The sequence below is a fragment of the Streptococcus periodonticum genome, assembly GCF_003963555.1.
GTDB classification, from domain to species: Bacteria; Bacillota; Bacilli; order Lactobacillales; family Streptococcaceae; genus Streptococcus; species Streptococcus anginosus.
This window is the reverse complement of the sequence record NZ_CP034543.1, coordinates 1,173,871-1,195,451: the sequence shown is the minus strand read 5'-3', so window position 1 is coordinate 1,195,451 and position 21,581 is coordinate 1,173,871. Positions and strand designations below refer to the sequence as shown.

Annotated in this window: 20 protein-coding genes; 11 read left to right on the top strand and 9 right to left on the bottom strand. The window is 36.0% G+C overall.

Annotation, left to right across the window (positions count from 1 at the left end; translation table 11 throughout):
• Positions 1–94: 94 nt before the first annotated feature.
• From EHW89_RS05835 to EHW89_RS05795, 9 genes are all read left to right on the top strand, one after another.
• A complete protein-coding gene (locus EHW89_RS05835; protein ID WP_126467264.1) occupies positions 95–1,009 on the top strand; it encodes an L-lactate dehydrogenase in 915 nt (304 codons plus the stop codon).
• A gap of 118 nt (positions 1,010–1,127) precedes the next feature.
• Positions 1,128–2,411, top strand: a complete 1,284-nt coding sequence (gene aroA / locus EHW89_RS05830) for a 3-phosphoshikimate 1-carboxyvinyltransferase (RefSeq protein WP_126467262.1) — start codon at positions 1,128–1,130, stop codon at positions 2,409–2,411.
• The gene (locus EHW89_RS05825) at positions 2,404–2,880 is read left to right on the top strand and encodes a shikimate kinase (RefSeq protein WP_126467260.1); all 477 of its coding nucleotides are present in this window, start codon (positions 2,404–2,406) and stop codon (positions 2,878–2,880) included. Before aroA ends, EHW89_RS05825 begins: the two co-directional genes overlap by 8 nt.
• Positions 2,877–3,710: a prephenate dehydratase gene (gene pheA, locus EHW89_RS05820; protein ID WP_126467258.1), complete on the top strand. Its 834-nt coding sequence runs from the start codon at positions 2,877–2,879 to the stop codon at positions 3,708–3,710. The genes EHW89_RS05825 and pheA overlap by 4 nt, the downstream gene beginning before the upstream one ends.
• A 12-nt stretch (positions 3,711–3,722) precedes the next feature.
• On the top strand, positions 3,723–5,060 hold the full coding sequence (locus tag EHW89_RS05815; RefSeq protein WP_126467256.1) for an LCP family protein: 1,338 nt from the start codon (positions 3,723–3,725) through the stop codon (positions 5,058–5,060).
• Between the two features lie 75 nt (positions 5,061–5,135).
• Positions 5,136–6,491 carry a 23S rRNA (uracil(1939)-C(5))-methyltransferase RlmD gene (gene rlmD / locus EHW89_RS05810; RefSeq protein ID WP_126467254.1) on the top strand — a complete coding sequence of 452 codons (1,356 nt, stop codon included), beginning with the start codon at positions 5,136–5,138 and terminating at the stop codon, positions 6,489–6,491.
• A 267-nt stretch (positions 6,492–6,758) separates the two neighbouring features.
• Positions 6,759–7,766: a hypothetical protein gene (locus EHW89_RS05805; RefSeq protein WP_126467252.1), complete on the top strand. Its 1,008-nt coding sequence runs from the start codon at positions 6,759–6,761 to the stop codon at positions 7,764–7,766.
• A gap of 6 nt (positions 7,767–7,772) precedes the next feature.
• Positions 7,773–8,324, top strand: coding sequence for a hypothetical protein (locus EHW89_RS05800; protein WP_126467249.1), 552 nt, complete (start codon positions 7,773–7,775; stop codon positions 8,322–8,324).
• A gap of 145 nt (positions 8,325–8,469) precedes the next feature.
• Positions 8,470–10,143 (top strand): TaqI-like C-terminal specificity domain-containing protein, encoded by a 1,674-nt coding sequence (locus EHW89_RS05795; RefSeq protein WP_126467247.1) that lies wholly within the window; start codon positions 8,470–8,472, stop codon positions 10,141–10,143.
• 257 nt (positions 10,144–10,400) lie between these two features.
• On the opposite strand, the gene EHW89_RS05790 is transcribed toward EHW89_RS05795, so the two are convergent.
• From EHW89_RS05790 to EHW89_RS05780, 3 genes are read right to left on the bottom strand one after another with little or no spacing between them, the layout of a single operon-like run.
• A complete protein-coding gene (locus EHW89_RS05790; RefSeq protein ID WP_162614540.1) occupies positions 10,401–12,200 on the bottom strand; it encodes an AAA family ATPase in 1,800 nt (599 codons plus the stop codon).
• Positions 12,201–12,205: 5 nt separating this feature from the next.
• Positions 12,206–12,643, bottom strand: a complete 438-nt coding sequence (locus EHW89_RS05785; protein ID WP_126467243.1) for an ABC-three component system middle component 2 — start codon at positions 12,641–12,643, stop codon at positions 12,206–12,208.
• Positions 12,636–13,586: an ABC-three component system protein gene (locus tag EHW89_RS05780; protein WP_126467241.1), complete on the bottom strand. Its 951-nt coding sequence runs from the start codon at positions 13,584–13,586 to the stop codon at positions 12,636–12,638. Before EHW89_RS05780 ends, EHW89_RS05785 begins: the two co-directional genes overlap by 8 nt.
• Before the next feature lie 364 nt (positions 13,587–13,950).
• Between EHW89_RS05780 and EHW89_RS05775 the strand changes: the two genes are divergently transcribed.
• Positions 13,951–14,553 carry a hypothetical protein gene (locus EHW89_RS05775; protein WP_126467239.1) on the top strand — a complete coding sequence of 201 codons (603 nt, stop codon included), beginning with the start codon at positions 13,951–13,953 and terminating at the stop codon, positions 14,551–14,553.
• Between the two features lie 41 nt (positions 14,554–14,594).
• Here the strand turns inward: EHW89_RS05775 and EHW89_RS05770 are convergent, their stop codons facing one another.
• The 6 genes from EHW89_RS05770 to EHW89_RS09575 all read right to left on the bottom strand — a co-directional run bounded on the left by EHW89_RS05770 (position 14,595) and on the right by EHW89_RS09575 (position 18,973).
• A complete protein-coding gene (locus EHW89_RS05770) occupies positions 14,595–16,550 on the bottom strand; it encodes a DNA polymerase (protein WP_126467238.1) in 1,956 nt (651 codons plus the stop codon).
• A 171-nt stretch (positions 16,551–16,721) separates the two neighbouring features.
• On the bottom strand, positions 16,722–16,865 hold the full coding sequence (locus tag EHW89_RS09425) for a hypothetical protein (RefSeq protein WP_162837936.1): 144 nt from the start codon (positions 16,863–16,865) through the stop codon (positions 16,722–16,724).
• A gap of 17 nt (positions 16,866–16,882) precedes the next feature.
• Positions 16,883–17,428 (bottom strand): DUF2815 family protein, encoded by a 546-nt coding sequence (locus tag EHW89_RS05765; RefSeq protein ID WP_126467236.1) that lies wholly within the window; start codon positions 17,426–17,428, stop codon positions 16,883–16,885.
• Between the two features lie 4 nt (positions 17,429–17,432).
• A complete protein-coding gene (locus tag EHW89_RS05760; protein WP_126467234.1) occupies positions 17,433–18,554 on the bottom strand; it encodes a DUF2800 domain-containing protein in 1,122 nt (373 codons plus the stop codon).
• Positions 18,547–18,864, bottom strand: coding sequence for a hypothetical protein (locus EHW89_RS05755; RefSeq protein ID WP_126467232.1), 318 nt, complete (start codon positions 18,862–18,864; stop codon positions 18,547–18,549). Before EHW89_RS05755 ends, EHW89_RS05760 begins: the two co-directional genes overlap by 8 nt.
• Entirely contained in the window at positions 18,839–18,973 is a 135-nt protein-coding gene (locus tag EHW89_RS09575; protein WP_257994450.1) for a hypothetical protein, read from the bottom strand. The genes EHW89_RS05755 and EHW89_RS09575 overlap by 26 nt, the downstream gene beginning before the upstream one ends.
• A 307-nt stretch (positions 18,974–19,280) precedes the next feature.
• Here EHW89_RS09575 and EHW89_RS05750 point away from each other — a divergent pair, with 307 nt between their 5' ends.
• A complete protein-coding gene (locus EHW89_RS05750; protein ID WP_126467230.1) occupies positions 19,281–21,566 on the top strand; it encodes a phage/plasmid primase, P4 family in 2,286 nt (761 codons plus the stop codon).
• The last annotated feature ends 15 nt before the right edge of the window (positions 21,567–21,581 follow it).

Genomic DNA, 21,581 nt, shown 5'->3' with positions numbered 1-21,581 from the left:
TTTTTACTAATTTCTGAGTATAATGAAATGTATCAACTAAACAGATTTTCAGTTTAATGATGAAGCTGAACGGTGTATTTTGTGGAGGTGCTTTATGTCACGTAAAATTGCGATTATTGGTATGGGAAATGTTGGTGCCGCAGTCGCGCATGGTCTGATTGCGCAAGGTGCTTTTGATGATTATGTGTTGATTGATAAAAATGAAGCGAAAGTCAAAGCAGATGCACTTGACTTTCAGGACGCTGCAGCAAATTTGAATCATCACGCAAATATTATTGTTAATGATTATCAGGCGTTGGCAGATGCGGATGTGGTGGTGTCAGCACTGGGCAATATCAAATTACAAGATAACCCCAACGCCGATCGATTTGCGGAATTACCCTTTACATCCAAGGAAGTTCCTTTTGTCGCTGAACAATTGAAAAAAGTTGGATTTACAGGGATTATCATTGTTATTAGTAATCCAGTAGATGTCATTACTAGTCTTTATCAGCACTATACAGGCCTGCCTAAAGAGCGTGTTATTGGGACAGGAACGCTGCTAGACACAGCTCGCATGAAACGTGCAGTTAGTGTTCGCTTTGGTGTTGACCCTCGAAGCGTTTATGGCTACAATCTTGGAGAACATGGAAATTCTCAATTTACAGCTTGGAGCCAAGTACGGATAAAAGGTCAACCGATTTCTACATTTGCTTCAGTCGAGGAGTTGGATGAGATTGCTCTAGAAGCTCTTAAAGGAGGGCATACCGTCTTTTATGGTAAAAAATACACATCTTATGGCATTGCGAGCGCAGCTATCCGTTTAGCAGTAGCTCTTGTATCAGATTCACATGAAGAATTGCCAGTATCAAATTATTATCAGCCATTAGACACCTACTTGAGTTATCCAGCGATTGTAGGGCGTGAGGGGATTCTTGAGCAAGTCAAACTTAGTTTAACGGAAGAAGAGGAAGAAAAATTAGCCTATTCTGCACAATTCATCAAGCAAAAATTTGCAGAAAGTTTATAATTCTAAGAGGGTGAGGAAAAGTTGAATTCCACGAAATGAAGCTTTTTCCCCGCTCCCTTTTGTTTCCCTTCTCTTTTTATGGTACAATATGTAAAAAGAATCCGGTATGAGGTTTTCTATGCAGTTACGTACAAATTCAAAGGGATTAGCTGGGTGCATTCGTGTGCCGGGTGATAAGTCTATTAGTCATCGATCGATTATGTTTGGTAGTTTGGCCAAGGGAGTGACAACGGTTCACGATATTTTGCGTGGTGAAGATGTTTTATCCACCATGCAAGTTTTTCGTGATTTAGGTGTTCAAATTGAAGAGGACGGCAATGTAGTAACGATTCATGGAGTGGGTTTTGCTGGTCTTCAAGCGCCGACAAACAAACTGAATATGGGAAATTCTGGAACCTCTATTCGCTTGATTTCAGGTGTATTAGCTGGGCAGGATTTTGTGACGGAAATGTTTGGTGATGATAGTTTATCTAAACGTCCTATGGATCGCATAACGATTCCTCTTCGTCAAATGGGGGTGCAAATCGCCGGGCGAACCAAGCGTGATTTGCCACCGCTCACTATTCATGGGAATAAGAACTTACAGCCCATTCATTATACCTTGCCTGTGGCGTCTGCTCAGGTTAAGTCTGCTTTGATATTTGCGGCTTTACAAGCTCAAGGCGAGTCTGTCATTATTGAAAAAGAAATGACCCGCAATCATACAGAAGACATGATTAAACAATTTGGTGGTCAGATTTCTGTCAATGGAAAGGAAATCCGCATTCAAGGCGGACAAGAGTTTACTGGACAGAACGTGTTAGTGCCAGGAGATATTTCTAGTGCGGCTTTCTGGATAGTAGCAGGACTTATCGTTCCTAATTCTAAGATTATTTTGGAAAATGTCGGCATCAATGAAACACGAACTGGCATTTTGGATGTTGTTAAAGCTATGGGTGGAAATATAAACTTGTCCAATGTAGACAATATTGCTAAGTCCGCTACCATAACAGTAGAGACATCTGAATTAGTCGGCACAGAAATTGGCGGAGAAATTATCCCACGTTTAATTGATGAATTGCCAATCATTGCACTTCTGGCCACTCAAGCTAAGGGGCAAACGGTGATTCGTGATGCGGAAGAATTAAAGGTAAAAGAAACAGACCGTATCCAAGTTGTGGCAGATGCACTAAATAGCATGGGGGCTGATATTACTCCGACAGAAGACGGCATGATCATCAAAGGGAAAACGTCTCTTCACGGTGCTAAAGTTCATACATTTGGCGACCACCGAATTGGCATGATGACAGCTATTGCAGCTCTTTTGGTAAAGGACGGTCAAGTCGAGTTGGAGCGCGCCGAAGCTATCAATACGAGCTATCCAAATTTCTTTGATGATTTGGAGGGCTTACTTCATGGCTAAGATTTTGATTGGTTTCATGGGGGCTGGGAAAACAACGGTTGCTAGCTTGATAGATGAAAATTTTATCGATATGGATGAGTTTTTGTCAGAGAGACTGGAAATGCCGATTAAAGAATATTTTGAGCAGTATGGCGAAGCAGCTTTTCGGCAAAAAGAAAGTGAATTATTAAAAGAATTGCTACAGTCAGAACAAGTCATCTCAACTGGTGGTGGCATCATCAGCAATGCTCAAAATCGCGAGTTGTTAAAGCAGAACGCTGAAAATATTTATTTAAAAACAGATTTTGAAACGCTTTACCAGCGTCTTGAAGAAGATCAAGAACACCAGCGCCCGCTTTATTTGAACAATAGCAAAGCTGATTTGAAAAATCTTTTCGAGCAACGTCAGGCTTGGTATGAAGATGTGGCTACAAAAGTTATTGATGTGACTACTTTGACACCAAAACAAATCGTGGAGGTGTTGCAATGAAAATTGGATTTTTAGGTCCGAAAGGATCTTTTTCTCATCATGTGGCACAAGAAGCTTTTCCAGCAGATACGTTAGTGGCTTTTGAAAATATCACGGAAGTTATAAAAGCCTACGAGACAGGCGAAGTGGATTATTCTGTAGTGCCAGTTGAAAATTCAATTGAAGGAAGCGTTCATGAGACATTGGACTATCTTTTTCATCAGGCAGCCATTTATGCTGTGGCAGAAATCGTCCAGCCAATCAAACAACAATTATTGGCAACGGCAGCTGATAAGCCAGTAGAAAAAATATTTTCTCATCCGCAGGCGATTGCGCAGGGGAAAAAATATGTCCGCCAGCATTATCCACAAGCTAAAATCGAAATAACAGCTAGCACAGCTTATGCAGCACGCTTTGTAGCTCAGCATCCAGAAGAAAATTATGCAGCTATTGCGCCAAGGAGTGCAGCTAGTGAATACGGTCTGCAGATTATTGCAGAGAATATTCAAGAAATGGCTGAGAATTTCACCCGTTTTTGGTTGCTAGGACAGTCGATTCCGACTTTGCCATTATATCTTAAGGAAAAGAAAATAACGCTTGCTTTGACTTTGCCAGACAATTTGCCCGGTGCTTTATACAAAGCTCTCGCAACTTTTGCTTGGCGAGGGATTGATTTGACAAAGATTGAAAGCCGCCCGTTGAAGACAGCTTTGGGAGAATATTTTTTCATTGTGGACATCAATAATGAAAAAGAGGATTTAGTGTCATTTGCGATGAAAGAGCTAGAAGCAATTGGCATTACTTATAAAATTTTAGGAAATTATACCGTTTATACTATTTCAGAACAGTAGATTGGAGCAATCATGGATAAAAAATCAGATAATCTCAGCCACCATGAGCAGTTGAGACTGGACTATCTTTACAAAAATATCCATTATTTAAATGAACGCGAGAAAAAAGAATATCAATATCTTCTTAGAAAGCAAGAAGGAGACCAAAGAGTAGAGTCAGCTCGTGAAGCAAGAGCTACCTTTTCTGACCAACAAGTGCCTGAGAATTTTGGTTACACCGAGCAGGGACTCCCTCAATATCCAGAGAGAAGTCGCCGTAATAAACGTTCTAAATCAGAGCGTGTATCAACTAATGCGGCTGAAAGTGTTGTAGAAAATACACCCAAGCCTAAAAAGGAAAAGCGGCATAGAAAAATACGTGTGAAGCGGATTCTAGCTTGGCTTGCTTTAATTTTGGTTCTCATTGTAGGGGGCATGTTGTTCATGTTTATAAAAGGCTTGAACACTTCAAAAAACAACCCAAATGCCAAAGCTGCCCAAACAGAAGTCTTTAATGGGAAAGATATCAAAGACGGCGTAAATATACTTATTTTGGGTACAGATGGACGAATTGGTCAATCTTCTTCTGAAACGCGGACAGATTCGATCATGGTCTTAAATGTCGGTGGAAAAAATAAAAAAATGAAACTCGTCAGTTTCATGAGAGACACGCTCGTTCACATTGATGGAGTGAGTCAAGGACCAGGTTATGATCAAAAGCTAAATGTAGCATATGCCATTGGGGAGCAAAATAACAATCAAGGCGCTGAATTAGTACGTCAAGTGCTGAAAGACAATTTTGATATTGACATTAAATATTATGCCTTGGTTGATTTTTCAACTTTTGCGACAGCTATTGATACCCTTTTCCCAAATGGTGTTGAAATGAATGCGAATTTCTCGACTATCAATGGCGAAAAAGTGAGTGAAGTTCAGGTGCCAGATGACCTCAATATGAAAGACGGCGTGGTCCCAGAGCAGACGATTAAGGTTGGCAAACAGCGAATGGACGGACGCACGCTTTTGAATTATGCGCGTTTCCGTAAAGATGACGAAGGAGATTTTGGCCGAACACGTCGCCAACAAGAGGTGATGAGCGCGATTATTCAGCAAGTCAAAGACCCAACGAAGCTTTTTACAGGCTCTGAAGCGCTTGGCAAAGTATTTGCTTTAACCTCGACCAATGTTCCGTATAGTTTTTTACTAACGCACGGCTTGTCTTCTCTTACCAACGCTCGTAATGGTGTTGAAAAGGTGACCATTCCTGAAAATGGAGATTGGATAGATGCTTATGATATGTATGGCGGTCAAGGCTTACTAGTTGATTTTGAAGCCTATAAAGAAAAATTGGCACAACTTGGACTCAGATAGATGATAGAATAGAAAGTGATGATTCTGTCGCTTTCTTTTTTTGGGAAATGGCAGAGCTGATAGAAAGAGAAATATATGTTAAAAAAGAATGATGTGATAGAAGTAGAAATTGTGGACTTGAGCCATGACGGTGCAGGAGTAGCTAAAGCAGAGGGGTTGGTTTTCTTTGTGGAGAATGCCCTGCCTACAGAATGTATCCGTATGCGCATACTGAAAGTCAATAAAAAAATTGGCTTTGGCAAGGTAGAAGCCTATCTGACGAAATCCCCTTATCGAAACGAAGATGTTGATGTGGCTTATCTGAGGACAGGTATTGCTGACCTTGGGCATCTAAAATATAGCGAGCAATTGAAATTTAAAACCAAGAAAGTTAGAGATAGTCTTTACAAGATTGCTGAAATTGCAGATATCGAAGTAGCACCAACCCTTGGTATGGAGCACCCACTACATTATCGAAACAAAGCGCAGGTTCCTGTCCGCCGTGTCAATGGACAGCTAGAAACGGGATTTTTCCGAAAAAATTCGCATGATTTAATGCCAATTGAGGATTTTTATATTCAGGATTCAGTTATTGACCAAGTCGTTTTGGCAGTGCGGGATTTGCTGTGTCGTTTTGACCTGAAACCTTACGATGAGAAAGAGCAATCTGGTCTGATTCGTAATATTGTGGTTCGTCGTGGACATTACTCTGGTGAAATCATGGTTATTTTAGTGACAACTCGTCCCAAAATTTTCCGTATTGATCAGTTGATAGAGCGATTAGTTGCGCAATTTTCAGCTATTAAGTCTGTCATGCAAAATATTAACAACCAGCCAGGTAATGCGATTTTGGGGAAGGAATTTCGTGTACTGTATGGACAAGATTATATTACTGACCGCATGCTAGAGAATCACTTTCAAATTGCTGCCCCAGCATTTTACCAAATCAATACAGAGATGGCAGAGAAGCTGTATCAAACGGCGATTGATTTCGCTGAGTTGAATACAGAAGATATTGTAGTGGATGCCTATTCGGGGATTGGCACCATTGGATTGTCAGTTGCGAAACATGTCAAAGAAGTCTATGGCGTGGAGGTCATCCCCCAAGCAGTTGAAAATAGCAAAAAGAATGCTGAGCTAAACGGTATTAGCAATGCCCATTATATTTGTGATTCAGCAGAAAATGCTATCAAAAAATGGCTGAACCAAGGTATAAAACCTAGTATCATCATGGTCGACCCACCACGTAAAGGCTTGACTGAAAGTTTTATCAAATCAAGCGTCAGTATGAATCCAAAGAAAATCGTCTATATTTCCTGCAATGCCGCCACCATGGCACGTGACATCAAGCTCTATCAAGAACTAGGCTATAAACTCACAAAAGTTCAGCCAGTGGATTTATTTCCAATGACGCATCACGTTGAGTGTGTTGCTCTGCTGGTAAAAGCCTAGAAACCTTTGAACGAATGCCTTTTTAGAACCACTGCGAACAGTGGTTTTTTCTTTTAAAGTGGGAAGTATAAAACCTAGAGTCAAACTCGAGTGTGTAGAATTGCTCTCCAGAAAATGAGCGAATTTATTCCCACAAACTCATAGGGGACGTTTGTTTCCATAAGTTGAGTGTCTGTGGGAATAGAAATGCAAGCTCTTTCTTTGACTATTTTTCTATTTCAAAGTGTGATATAATTATGGTAGTTTTTATTGAGTTGGGAGAATATAATGGATCAATTTGAGTTAGATCAGTTTAAAAAAGGAATTTTCGAACTTAATACTAGGCGTTTTGGCACTGTTGCTGAAATAATGATAAAGTATCATTTTGATTGTATGTATTCAAATGATAAGCCTGATGATGCAACAAAATCAAAAGAGGGAGAAAAGGCTAAGAATTTTGACCTTTATAGCGAAAACTACGGTAATATTGAGGTTAAATTTTCTAGAGTTTTAGAATCTGAGTCATCAATTACTGAACCCTCGGCATTTGATATTATAATGAATTCAAAGCCTAACTCTACAAGGATCGTAAAAAGTAGTGAAGTAAAATCATTTGATTGTAATATTCAGCAAGTCAAACCTAAATTTTTTCACACACTTTTTTATGGATTATTTTTTGGAGATGAAATAAGAATTTATCAAATTTCAGATGTGGAGTATCTAGAGAAAAAGGACAATCCTGAATTTTCAGGTTCTGATTCACAACATTTTGGGAACGAAGGTGAGGGTCAATTTCACATAAAAGATTCCAATTTATCTTTTCATGACCAATTTAGAGTCAAAAATTTTTCTTACGAGGAATTATTCAATTTATTTAAGGATATTAAGGATTCCGTTGTTACGGAAGTTGAGCAATTTCTTGTAGAAGATATAAATTGCGAGAACCTCAATAGTAATGTAATTTATAATTTTCTTTTTCCGAACAAATCTCTTACAAAAAAATTCAATAAACATATAGAAAAAATTAAAATATTTACTACTCAGTACAATCAATATAGAGAATCAAGGGAGTACGGATTGGATTTTTTGTCTGTTGAATTAGAAAGATTAAAAAAACAATCAGTAAACAGAAAGAAAGATATACTGCAACGATTTGCTGATATGTATTCTAGGGGTAAAATTAGTGTAACATCTGAGGAACTTGAGAGATTGAAAGAAGAAATCAACATAACAGATGGTAATAACATAGAGGATTTGTATACCTCATTGAAGAATGAATTAACTAGATTAGGATAAAAATAAATGGATATTCAAGAATTCAAAGAAGGAATTTTTTCACTTCGTACTAGACGTTTTGGTACAGTGGCAGAGTACATGATTAAGGCACTTATCAGCGTAGAAATGTCGGGTAATTTAGCTTATGACTTAACCGATTCTGAAATGAATAGAATTGAAGTGAAGTTTTCTACGGTTATGAAAAAAAGCAAGTCTACTATCACCGAACAAAATGTTATACAACAAATCCTAGCTTCAACCGTTGAACATAGAATGATGGATAGTCATGAAATTTTTGATTCAAAGTTTGATTGTAACATTCAACAAGTCAAAACTTCTGAATTTGACATTTTGTACTATGGTTTATTTTTCCAAGACAGAATAGCTATTTTTAAAGTTAATAGTCATGATGTTTTTTCACTGCCTAATTACTCAAATAAGCAACATCGTGGGAATGAAGGTGAAGGGCAATTTCATTTGAATGAGAAAACGATTCAATTTCACCTAGATAACCAATTATACCGTTGGGTAAATTATGAAGAACTCTATGAACTTTTTTTAGCTTTAGGTAATAATTAAATAAACGTCAGACTTCCGATAAATTGGTGATATTGTATTTATCTGCAGGCTTTGTCAAAATATTATTTGATTCGTGTTATAGGAAGTCCATACTTGATATTCATTTTTACTTACGGTAATATACAAAGAACATGAGAGGAGGAATATGGAAAATATAATTTCAGAAGCAACAAAACGTAACTGGGAAAAACTTTCAGTTTCCGGTGAGGATAAGTTAAAAAGTCGAGCTAACAAGCAAAAATCTGAAAAAAGAATCATACCAGTTGAATATTTGGCAGATGGCAATAAAATTAGTTTCATAAAAGAAATAGTTGAAATATATAACACTGAGGAAATACCAGATATTATTTTTTCTCTAGCGGAAGACTTACTTGCACTGGCTGGAGTTGAAAATCGTAAAATAGTTCAAGATATACTTTCTAATTTTCAGAAGGACTTTCAAGTTAAGCGTTTAAAACTAAAAAAAGAATATTCTTTAAGTTACAAGAAAGGTGAAGATTTTTTGGGGGCTTTATATCAGAGTTTACTCACTGAAGGTGCGAAGAATAAAGCTGGTTCGTATTATACTCCTATTAGTATTGTAGATAAGATGTTATCAGATATTGAGTTGGAAAGTAACTCTAATTTTTTAGACCCTTGTTGTGGTAGCGGAGCATTTTTATTAAGAGTTAAGACTGAGAACCCATCAAATTTATATGGTATTGAAAAAGATCCTATTGCAGCTTTTATTGCAAAAGTTAACCTTATTCTTGTATATCAATCTTTTGAGTTTGAACCTAACATAATTTGCGGTGACTTTTTATCTGATGTTTCATTTTTCAAACAAGTAACTCAATTTGATTGTATTGCGACAAATCCACCTTGGGGGAACAAGTCGAAAATTACAACAAGTTTTATTGAATCAAAAGAATCTTTTGTTCAATTTTTCATAAAGTCATATAATTTATTAAATAAGGGTGGGAAGATTAACTTTTTATTTCCTGAGTCGGTTTTAAATGTTAAGTCACATAGAGTGCTACGGGAATTCATAATATCGAACCATGATTTGAACAAGATTCATCTGTACAAATCTACCTTTACAGGCGTTACTACAAGCTTTGTTAGCATGAATTTTTGTAAAGGAATTTTTGCTGAAAAAGTACAAGTCATTGGTGAACATGAAGAATTTTATGTTGATTATAATGCTTTTAAATATACAGAAAATAAAGTTTTTTCTCTTTTAAAACCCAAGGAAGAAAAAATAATTAAAAAGGTTTTAAGCAGTTCTAGCTATTCTTTATCAAATAGTACATGGGGGCTAGGGATTGTTACTGGTAATAATAAAGAAAAGCTGAAATCCTCTGATGGTCCTATGCTAGAAAAGATTTATACTGGAAAAGAGATTGAAAAATATAGATTAAAAAAAGCCCAAAATTATATCCTATACGATAGAGATTCTTTCCAACAGGTAGCGAAAGAAGATATTTATAGAGCTAAAGAAAAACTTGTTTATAAATTTGTTTCTAATAAATTGATGTTTGCTTATGATGACACTTCTAGTCTTTTCTTAAATAGTGCTAATATCTTAATACCGAATGTACCAGGTATGTCAACTAAAACAGTTTTAGCATTTTTAAATTCTAGCTTGTATCAATTCTTATATGAAAAGTTGTTTGGAGAGTTGAAAGTTCTTAAAGGTAATTTAATGGAGCTTCCGTTTCCTAAAATTGATTCTGAAACTAATAATACTTTGACGATGCTTGTGGAAGAAATTATTAGTGAGGGTAAAAATAATCAGAAAGACATTGATGAAATAATTTATAATGTATACGACCTATAGGGACTATAATCTCTACAGTGGATTACCCACTATAGAAATTATAGAGCCTATAAATTTAACAAAAGAGAGTTGTGCTCAAGTTTTGAGTACAACTCTCTTTTATATTACGAATAAGTAAGTGGATGAACAAGGCAATGAAAATCAAACGTATTATTTTAGGCCTTGTTGAAAGAACGGAGTATGGAGTAGAACATGAATTTAATTTGGGGTTTGAAAAAATAATGATAGCAATTTTTTCCTTATGACTTAGTAGTTTCTCAATCATCATCAACCCCATTAAGGAAACCATAGCGCCCATAGCTATGACTTTTTGTAAATTCAATATAATTAATATCGTTATAATTAAGTGTAGGTAGATTTCTAGAGTTCTCAATAACAATTAGTTGTCCTTCATGGGCTGAAGACTTAAAATATTCAAATAAAGCAATCTGCATACTTTCTGGAGTATCATTTTTTTCTCCTTCATCTAAGCCTAGTAGCGGAGTATCAAAAATATGGAAGAATGGCTTATATTGAGCCTGGTGAGAAAAGATTTTTCTCAAAGCTAGGACTACTACAGTATTTAGATATGCAATAAATCCTTTACCATATCGGGCAGTTTTCTTCTCACTCATTAGCGTAATATCAAACTCTTTTCTATCAAAACGACTGAAACTAGCTTTATCAAAGGAACACTCAGCTAGGATTGATTGTATATTTTTAGTCATATACTGCCAAAATTGAGCTGAGTACTCCTCTTTAGGAAGATACTCGACTTTTTCAGCTTTCTCATTTTCCAGGTCATCAATATCTTGGGACCAATTTTCTACTAATCTATTTATAGTTTCTATATCACTCTTAGCTTTGATGTATGATTTATACTGCTGGATTTTATAAGAAAGTTTTTTCTCATCAGGTAGCAAGATGTTATCAATTTCAGCTGAAACCCTTTGCTTTTGTTGTTCAAGATTAGTTTTTGATTCTAACAGTACAGAAATATTTTGTTGTAAATCAGTATTCGTCTGGTTTAGAGATCCAATTTTACTAACCAAAGTAGCTAGCTCATCACTGAAAGAGTCAAGATGATGTTCCAATGAGTCTTGATTGATATGACTGCTGCAGACAGGGCATAAAGCAGTATCTGCCACACTGGCTAGTTCATTGTGTGACTCTACAATAAACGATAATCTATTGAAGTCAGATTGATATTGGCTTGAAAGTTCATTGAAACGATTGAGTAATACGGATTTCTCAGATAGTTCAGAATCGATTTTTGCAATTTGCTGCAATAGATTTTCATGTTGTGAGTTGGTATTAGTAAGATTATTACGTAACTTCTGTAACTTTTCTGAAAGCTGCTCAATTTCAGTTTCAATATCTAAGATTGATTTTTCGTCTAATTCTTGTGTTAGTCGATCGTGATGCTCCTTAAACTGGATTATCTTTGAGCTGATATAGTTTTTGACAGAGTTATGCCGTATTTTTCTTTCTTCAGCAGATTCTTGTTTCTTGATTTCAGAAAAATCTTTCCCATAAAGCAAGTAAAGCAGTGCTGATAGGTAAGCTGTTTGTTGATTTGGGATCTGAGGGAGTAAAATTGATGTAGGACGATTCATATCATTTTCATGAATAATCCAAGAATTGATAAAGGTTCTAACTCCAAGTTTTTGAGTCTTAAAATTTTTGTTTCTAACAACTTCAACAGGAGGAACAATTCCAAAAATTTGAAGCCAGACATTACTTATTGGCTCTTTGTTTTTGCTCTTGTTCTTCGAGTAGTATTTCCCTGAAAGAATACTTGGAAGTGTAGATTTAACAGTAATATTATCTTCTTCGAGGGTTCGACTTAAAATAACTAGCTTATCGTCAACTGAAATTTCTAAAGTAATGGTATTGTAGTGTGTTGAAGTAGAAAAAGGGAGTGACGAGCTGCCAGTAAGATAGTCGATGCATTTAACAATGCAGGTTTTTCCAACATTGGAAGGCCCTGTGATAATGTTAAGTCCTTTATTAAAATTTATTTCAGATTTTTTATGTGATCCAGTTACGGTTAACTTTTTTAAGTAAGGTGCTTCCATAATAATCATTCCTTATTTAGAATATGTTCATGAGTGAATGTGAGCAATTCTAAATCACTCATATTTTTTACAGCATTGTAGATACTACTGGTAACTACCTTGTAGGAACTAGCAAAACCAGAATTTAGATTTTCTACTAACTCTTGACCTTTTTGAGTTATAGAAATTTTAGTTATTTTTCCTCCATCTAATTCTATAAGATGTTTTGAAATCAATAGTAGAATCGCTTTTTTCACTTTTTCATATCTGACAGTCAATTGTACTGAAGAATAAATACTATCTCCATACAGGTTGCTATCATTAAATTTGAAATCCTTAGCATACAAGCTTAAAAAATTAATTAACCAAAGTCTATCAAGAGATAGGCTTTTTTTATTTAGAGAATTAATTGTAATCAAACATTGCATAGCTACTTCAGAAGTAGTATCAAATATATTATTCATTATCGTCTACCCAGTTAAATTTGCCATCGTTTACTAGTGTATGACAAAGACCTTTCTTTTCAGAGTTACCAATGAAGTTCTGGATTTGGGTTATCTCAGGCTTTGAAAGTGAAACTGTTGTGATGTGTTTTAGTGTTTCAGTAACTTTTTTGAGTGAGGTTGTGTAATCTTCAAACAGATAATCACTAATTGAATCATAGGTTTCTTGCTTTAGTAGTGCAATTTGTTGTTCACTATCTTTAAATCCATCTCTAATAGCCCGTAATACGTAATCAGCGTTGAAGAAATTAATTCTTTGATCATGTAAGTGATTTCTGTACTTTTTGGGGAGGTTTTGGAAATCATAATAGTCTGTTTTGGGATTACCATCATTTTCAGAGTAAGCCATTAAAAGTTGTTTACTGTAGACTTCCTCTAAATCAATCAGAGAATCTGGGATAGGTTCTTTGTCTGGTAACTGAAATGACTGTGAACCAATAACTATTTTTCCATCTTCAAAGTGGACTTTTGTAATTGGGATATCGGAAACTGAGATGTTTTCTTTGCTAGATGTTTGGATACCGACTCTTTCTTCCAAAAAATTAATAAAGAGTCCAGCATAAATTTCAACAACATCTTTCTTGTGAGTGTCGCTATATAGCCTGTACTTTACTAAATTTTCTTCTAACCTATCTAAACTATCAATAGTAGATTGTTCTGATATATAAGAACAGAGTTTAGGAAGTTGTATGAGTTGGAGGAGTTTTTTAGCATTTTTTATAGAAATTCTATCTTTATTTGTACTAGAAAAGTATTTATTAATCGTATTTGGAGATAGTTCTGACAGTGGATTATCATCTGGATTTTCTATTGAATGTTCAACTAGAGTCTGAAAAAACTCATGCTTAGGTAAGTCTCCACCTATGTGTGCATGTAGAATGTTTAAATATTCTTCGAATTGCATCACTTACTCACGCCCTTTCCCAAAATTACCGCAAAACACCCCAAAGTCCCCCGATGTTACTTACGCGAATAAAGTATACTTTGTAATGTAAACATGTACTTGAATATTGAGTTATTTACTAATAATTATATCAGAAAACGAAAGTTTTGTAATCTGATAATGTGTGCGTTTACAGAGTTGTGTCCCAACCGAAACCTTGCCTCTGATCAGGGCCATTAACTTCTAAGGTGGAAGTTGGGAATAACAGTTCAGTTTGTGAAGTTAGCTGACCTAAAGCAAAGGATGTTGCTTATGAGGTCAAATTTAATAAAAGTTGGTTGTCATACCTTCGTTCTTTGCTGGTCAAAGAATGAGAGGTCAAAAAATGACAAACCAAGTTAACCATAGTCAATCAAACAATAATCCCTATCGTTATGAAGGACAAAAACCCTATGATGGTCGTCTTTGTGTAGAGGGAGAAGTATTAGCACCATTTGTTATCAAGGATGAAGCAATGGTGCGCGTGATGAAAATCAATCGTGATAATCTTAGAACCTTTAAATTTAGTGGTAAACCAGTATTGGTTGGTTTTACCCCAGTTCCTTTGGAGGAGTTTGACACCATGATGAAAGTCTTTAATGCTGATGTTCATGAGTATTTGAGTCGTCATACTAAGGGGAAATTAGACACGACATCACTTGAAGAAATGATGGAAACTGAGGATGGGAAGTCGAATGGTTATGATCCTACGGCTATTTCATCTCATGAAGAAACTCTGATGTTGATTGAAACCATAGAGGAGTTAATTGATGAAGTCTATCAGCGTAGTCCTAAGCACGGTAAAATCCTAAGACTGATTTATGGTAACTATGAAATTACCAAACAGGAAATCATTGCTAGATTAGGAATGAAAAAGACTCAAGGTTATGAAGCTATTAAGAGAGCTCAAGCAATGGCTAAAGAAGTCTATAGAGAATTAAATCAATAGTGAAAGAAGTCCGTTATCCTATCAAGGATGCGGATTTTTCTTTAGTCTTTTTGATAGAAGTAGCATTCATACCCTTCAGCTCGTAGATTGATATCTCCCATCCAGTTTGGAGAAATGGACATTTTATTAGATATTTCATCCAGATTTTTCTTTGGCAAGCACTCGATGATAACCTCATCGTGAACATGCCCAACAATTTTCTTGTCTTTTAGTTGTTCCATTGAATAAGCTAAGATATCTCGACTAATTCCTTGAACGATGTTTTCTACAAACTTTGGACCATAACTTTCCAATCTTTCCCATCGTTTTGCAGAACTGGTTCCCTCATATGTTACTGATTCGCCTCCGAATTGGTTCTCCCCAATTCTTGGTTTCACATAAGCTAATCTTCGTCCAGATGGGAGAGTAATAAATAACATTCCTTTTTCAACACTGAAAAGAATTCCATGACTTTCCGTTTTGGTTTGTTCCTTGACAGCAGTCTTGACGGCCTTATCGATATCCCACCACAAAAGGACAATGTTAGGATTGGCTTTTCGCCATGAATCAACAAGAGGTTGGAGTTCTTCTTCAGCTAATCCCATCTCGATAGCTCCCATTGCTTTTAGAGCGCCTACAGAACCACCGTAGCCTAGTGCCAACTCTGCAATCTTTCCTTTCTGACGTAAGTGTGCATTAACTCCATGTTTCTCTACAGGAACGTGGAACATTTTACTGGCACTGGCGCAGTAAATATCCTCTCCTTTATTAAAAACTTTAGTTCTCCACGTTTCACCTGCTAGATGGGATAGGACACGAGCTTCAATAGCAGAAAAGTCGCAAACAATAAATTTCTTATCTTTACTTGGAATAAAAGATGTTCGAATAAGCTGTGACAGTGTATCTTGAACATTGTAGAGAAGTTTAACAGTATCGCTATCTCCAGTCTTAAAGAGTATTCTTGCTTCATTTAAGTCTTTTAAGTAGTTTTGGGGTAGATTTTGAAGTTGCACTAATCGTCCAGCCCATCTCCCAGTTCGATTAGCTCCATAGAATTGGAACATCCCTCTTACACGTCCATCTTTACAAACACAATTCATCATTGCCTGATATTTGGATACACTTGATTTTGCTGCTTGCTGACGTAATTTTAGAACCCCTGCTGTTTTATCATCAACTTTTTGTAAAAGGTTTTTTACGGTCTTTTTATCGAGTGAATCTGTTTCAATATTGTGCTCACGTAACCAACCAATCATCTGTAGAACGGAGTTGGGATTTTCAAGACCTGTTAAAGCTTTCAATTCTTCTAGGATTTTTGCTTTACTCTCTGCATCAATTTTGATAGCTGACTGGACAAAATCAACATCAACTCCTATACCGTAGTCATTGATATTCTGATCAAGATGGTACTCTTCCCATACAAAGTCAGGTACTGGGAAGTTTTGCAACCTTTTTTTGATTGCTAGTTCAACTTCTACATCTCGTTTATTATATTCGATAAAATTTTTCCATTTCTCTGGCGCGTGATTTTCATAATTTCGTTTTCGTCCACCATTTATTTTTGTGGGTTTACAAGGAAGGCAGAAGTAGCGAATTAATTCACTCCCAACTTTTAGTTTTTGTTCACTAAGTTTAAGAATCGTACCCACACCTTCAAGTGACAAGGGCAATCCCAAATAAGCAGACCAAATCATACTACATCGCCAAGAGTTTGGGGATAAAAAATACTTGTTAAGTAAGGTAGGGTAATGTTTCTTAATCCAATTAGACAGGCAAATGCGCTCAAATGTTGCGTTAAAAGCCCATTTAATGACTGTATCATCAAGCAAGGCTTGTAGGATGAGATTTGGAAATTTATCCTTAGTCAGATCATAAACAATTACAGGAGTGTTATTGATAGATACTGCTAGAAGTAGGATTTCAAAAGATTCATCTTCCGCATATCGATAGACTCCAGTTTTCCGTAGGTCTACATCACAATAAGTTTCTATGTCTACTGATAGTTCTTTAATTTGCATAATTCATCCTTTCATAAAAAGGTGGCAGGAAGAACTGCCACCATGTTTTAGTGTTTATTTCTGCGACTAAAGAATCGTTCTCTCTCATATCTGATGTCATTGCGAATGCTAACATATAAAAGATGGCTGAGTAAAGCGATTGTGAGACAAGACGCAACAGTCCATAGGAATTCAATTATTGTCATTTGTATTCACCATTTTTTGTTTTCTCTCTTTTTCTGATCGGATATCATCTCGAATTGTCATAAATGCAGCATATAGTCCAGTGAATAGCCAAACTGCCATTAAGATAGTCATAAAAATTGAAAAAATCATCTTTCATATCTCCTTTCTTAGTTTAAGAAATCATCATCGTCTGTAGCGAAGTCATCTTCAGCACTTGTACGACCTCCCAGAGGCTCACCATCTCGCAATTTTTGCAGGTTATTAAGACCGCAAGCAATTCCCTTATTTCCGTTTGAATTGAAAGCGTAGAAGGAGATGCTGGCACGTCCATAGATACCGGAGTATAACTCTGAAGTATCAATGATTTCTTGACGGTTAGCATCAACAATACCAGGTTTATGTGGAGAGTTCGCATTTACGAAGTAGGCATTGCGATAAGCTTCATCATCAGGACGTTCCAAGTCCCCATCTCGTAGTGGTGTTTTCAATACTTCTAATGATGGAACGGATTTTCCGTTCCCTTTTAGTTTAGATTCACCTTCTTTATAGGCTTGTTCAATTGCTGTTTTAATTTTATCAATAGTTTGAACATCATCTTTTGAAATGATGAGTGACACGCTATACTTTGGTTTACCACCATTAATAGCTTTTGGTTCATTAGCGTTTAAATAACTAAAACGTGTATCTTTTCCTGTAATAACTTTTGTTGTCATAAGTTTAGTCCTCTATAAAATCTGTTTTTGCTAGGTTCATTTCTTGACGATTATCATCAATTGGAACGAGTGTAGATTTTCCATTTGGTTTTATAATTAGATTACCAAGAAGCTCATTAAAGGCTTGCTTTCCAAGCAATTTAGTCATCCCAGTAATGTTCAGTAATTTCTTTTCATAGGGGTCAAATCCTGCAGCAGTTACTGTTTGAATTACTTTATTTTCATCTGAGAATTTTCGAATAGAACGTCCTTCAACTAGCTTGTAACCTGGTATTGTATGGCCATTTGTAGCTAGATTTAAAGCATGATTTTTAACATCGTTAGCCCATGTTATCAATAGTTCAATTTTTGGTAAAATATCCGATATATCTTTGTTACTGAGAGTAGCAGGGTCAGCAAATTCCATCTTGGCAAGTTCTAGATTATCTTCTGCACGTTTGCGACAGATACTTTTTATTTTGCAGAATTGACAGTGTTTTCCTGATTTCATTTCTCCTTCACCCCTGAAAGCTAGTTCAGCTTTAGGAGATAGTTCAGTTTCAGCCCAGTGTAGTAGTTTTTCTTTGTCCATTTCAAATGTTGAGACATTATTCTTTCTTGATTGGAAAATAGTCATTGTCACTTTATCAAAACTATATAAGCCTTCAAACATTTCTAAAGCACCTAGAGCATAGCACATCATTTGGGGGTTATGGTCAGCATCAACAAGCACACCGAGACCGTGTTTATAATCGATGATTTGTAGCAAACCATCAGCCACAATAATACAGTCTCCTGTACCAAAACCTTCTGGAACCCATTTGGAGAAATCTAGTCTCTGTTCAACAAGAACGGTTGGATCTCTAGAATATGTTTTCGCAATTTCTATCCGTTCAACTACATAGTTCCGATATTCTTCTGCGCAATGTTGCATTTCCTCGTTATAGAATTTTAAGTTTTCAGTAGGATCACGCGCCTTACGTCCAAGTGCAGTTTCAACTAAATAGGCACACAATTCATGGGCGTCTGTTCCTTCCAATGCATACGTTGAAACCTTATCTTCTAGTTTTTCAGTTAATCTTACTGATGGTGGACAATTTAGCCATCGATGAGAAGCGGAAGCGGATAATACAGCATGATTAGTCAACACCAATACCTCCAGCCTCTTCCATTAAAGCTGAGTAGTTTTTAGGATCTAATTTTGAAAGTGAATCAGCACCATATGCCTTTAACAAAGCTCGAATCTCATCTTTAAATCCTTCACTAGCTTTTGTAGCAAGTACACCACGTAATTCTTCAAGGGTAACATGTCTTGGTTCTTCCATAAACTTTTCGTGATTTGAAGTAGTGTTTTCTTCAGATAGTAGTTCTTGAAACTCCTCTATAATTCTTAACTGGCACTTTGCTGATTCCTTCATTTCATTTAATAAGTCATTCAGTTGTTTCATTTTGCTCATATTGTTCGTCCTCTTTGATTTTTTTAGCTAGTTGTTTTGAGATAACACTGATGGCAGTTAGTGTATCTACTAATTGTTCATCGTGTTCAATCAATTGTTCTTTTGTCATTTCACATCCTCCTATCTTTATAGGTAAGAATCACTTTAGAATTTCCGGATTTCAAAAAATATTTCTTTATTCGATTTCTAATTCTTACACCTGTATAGGAAAAAAGAGATAATTGAATTCCGGTTTTTTTAAAAAAATTAATAAAAAATTTAAAACAAAGAAAACTCTTCCTTTGACATATAAAGGAAGAGTAATTTTTTTTGAAATAAATTTCTACTGAACCGGAAAATAGCAGGTAAATTTTACCTATAAAGATAGAAAGAGAAAAAGAATCTCGATGTTTTAGCAGATTAAGGAGGAGTTGCGGATGCAATTTTTGTTATATCATTCTGGAAAGACAGGTATCCAAACAAGTACTGTATATCCCAATAAAGTCAGAATAACAGATGACAAATCATTATTGAATGCAGTTCAATACGATCATGTAGGTGCAGAGTTTACCAATCACACTCGCTCAAACTCAAATTTTATAAAATCAAATGTTATTGTCATGGATATTGATAATGACAAGACAGACAACCCTAACGAGTGGGTTACAGAAGAGAACATTAAAGAAATCTTTATTGATTATAACTTTGCTTTGGTTACTAGTCGAAACCATATGTTGTCTAAGGGTGCTATGATAGCACGTCCAAAGTTTCATATTTATTTCCCAATTAATGAAACGAACGATAGGGAAACTTATGTTGCTATGAAAGAAGAGCTCACGAATAGGTATCAATTTTTTGATGATAATGCAAAAGATGCTGCAAGGTTCTTCTTTGGCAATCCGAATGCAAAAGTCATATGGAATGATTCATGGATGACTATCGACGAAGATTTACTTCAACTTAATTCTATAGAAGTAGAAGAAGATTTTGATGCTGACTTTTATAGAACGCCTAAAGTTCCTATCACTGAGGGAAGTCGAAATTCAACCATGTCAGTTTTTGCGGCTAAAATTCTTAAAAGATTAGGAGTTACACAAGAAGCAAGAAGCGGTTTTGATGAGCAGGCATCTAGATGTGAACCGCCATTAGAAAAATCTGAACTAGATACAATCTGGGGAAGTGCAGTTCGATTTTACAATAAGACAATTAAATCTTCAGATGATTATATTTCACCAGATAGTTTCAATAGGCCTTCTTTAAAACCGGATGATTTTTCTGATATCGGAGAAGCCGGAGTATTAGCTAGAGAGTATGGCGATGTTTTAGCTTATACAAATGCGACAGACTATTTAACTTTTAATGGTCAGTATTGGAAAGAAGATAAACAATTGGCCATAGGAAAGGTTCTTGAGTTTATGGACTTTCAACTAGCAGATGCTCTTGAACAATACGAAAAGTCCGTAATAGAGTTAGTCAACTCTGGTATTGATGAATCAGTAGTTCGTGAAGGTGGTAAAGCTCTTTCTAAAGTTATTGAAACACCGATTCAACAAAAACTTCATTCTATTTATCTTTCCTCAAAAGCTTATTATCAGTTTGTTATGAAACGAAGAGATTATCGCTATATTACTGCAACTCATAATACTGCAAAACCAATGCTAGCCATTGAGTTATCAGAACTTGATAAGGACGATATGTTGCTCAATACTCCCAATGCTACCTACAACTTAAGAAATGGACTTAGGGATTACCATGAACATAACCCAAAAGACTACATCACTAAAATAACTACTGTTTCTCCAAGTGATGAAGGCTTGGGATTATGGAAGGAAACTTTGGCTACTTTTTTCTGTAATGACCAGGAGCTGATTGATTATGTACAGGAAATCATCGGTATGACAGCCATCGGAAAAGTCTATCAAGAACATATGATTATCGCTTATGGAGGAGGAGCCAATGGGAAATCAACCTTTTGGAATACAATTGCAAGGGTACTCGGAAGCTATTCTGGCAAATTATCTGCAGATGCTTTAACTATGAATAATAAACGAAATGTGAGTCCAGAACTTGCTGAGTTAAAAGGAAAACGTCTTGTTATTGCTTCTGAAATGGCAGAAGGAATGAGATTGAATACTGCGGTTGTGAAGCAAATTACCTCAACTGACGAAATTCAAGCAGAAAAGAAGTATAAGGATCCATTCCATTTTGTTCCATCTCATACGCTGGTACTTTATACGAATCATTTACCAAAAGTTGGAGCGAACGACGATGGAACTTGGCGACGTTTGGTTGTTATTCCATTTAATGCCAAAATTACTGGTCGTTCAGATATTAAGAATTTTGCGGATTATCTGTACGATAACGCTGGACCAGCAATTTTATCGTGGATTATTGAAGGGGCGGAAAAAGCCATCAAAGCAAATTTTAAAACATCAGTTCCAAAAGCAGTAACAAACTCTGTCAAATCCTACCGTGAAGCTAATGACTGGTTGGGACATTTCATTAATGAAAGTTGTGAAGTGGGAGAAACATTAAGTGAGAAATCAGGAGAACTGTACAGCAAGTATCGAGCTTATTGCCTTCAAAATTTAGAATACACACGAAGTACAACTGATTTCTATGCTGCACTTAATCAAGCTGGTTATGAACGAAAACGGACTAATAAAGGGAATTTTATTATGGGGTTATCATTAAAAGCTGATGACGATGATTTTCTAAACTAATGACTTACACAAGTG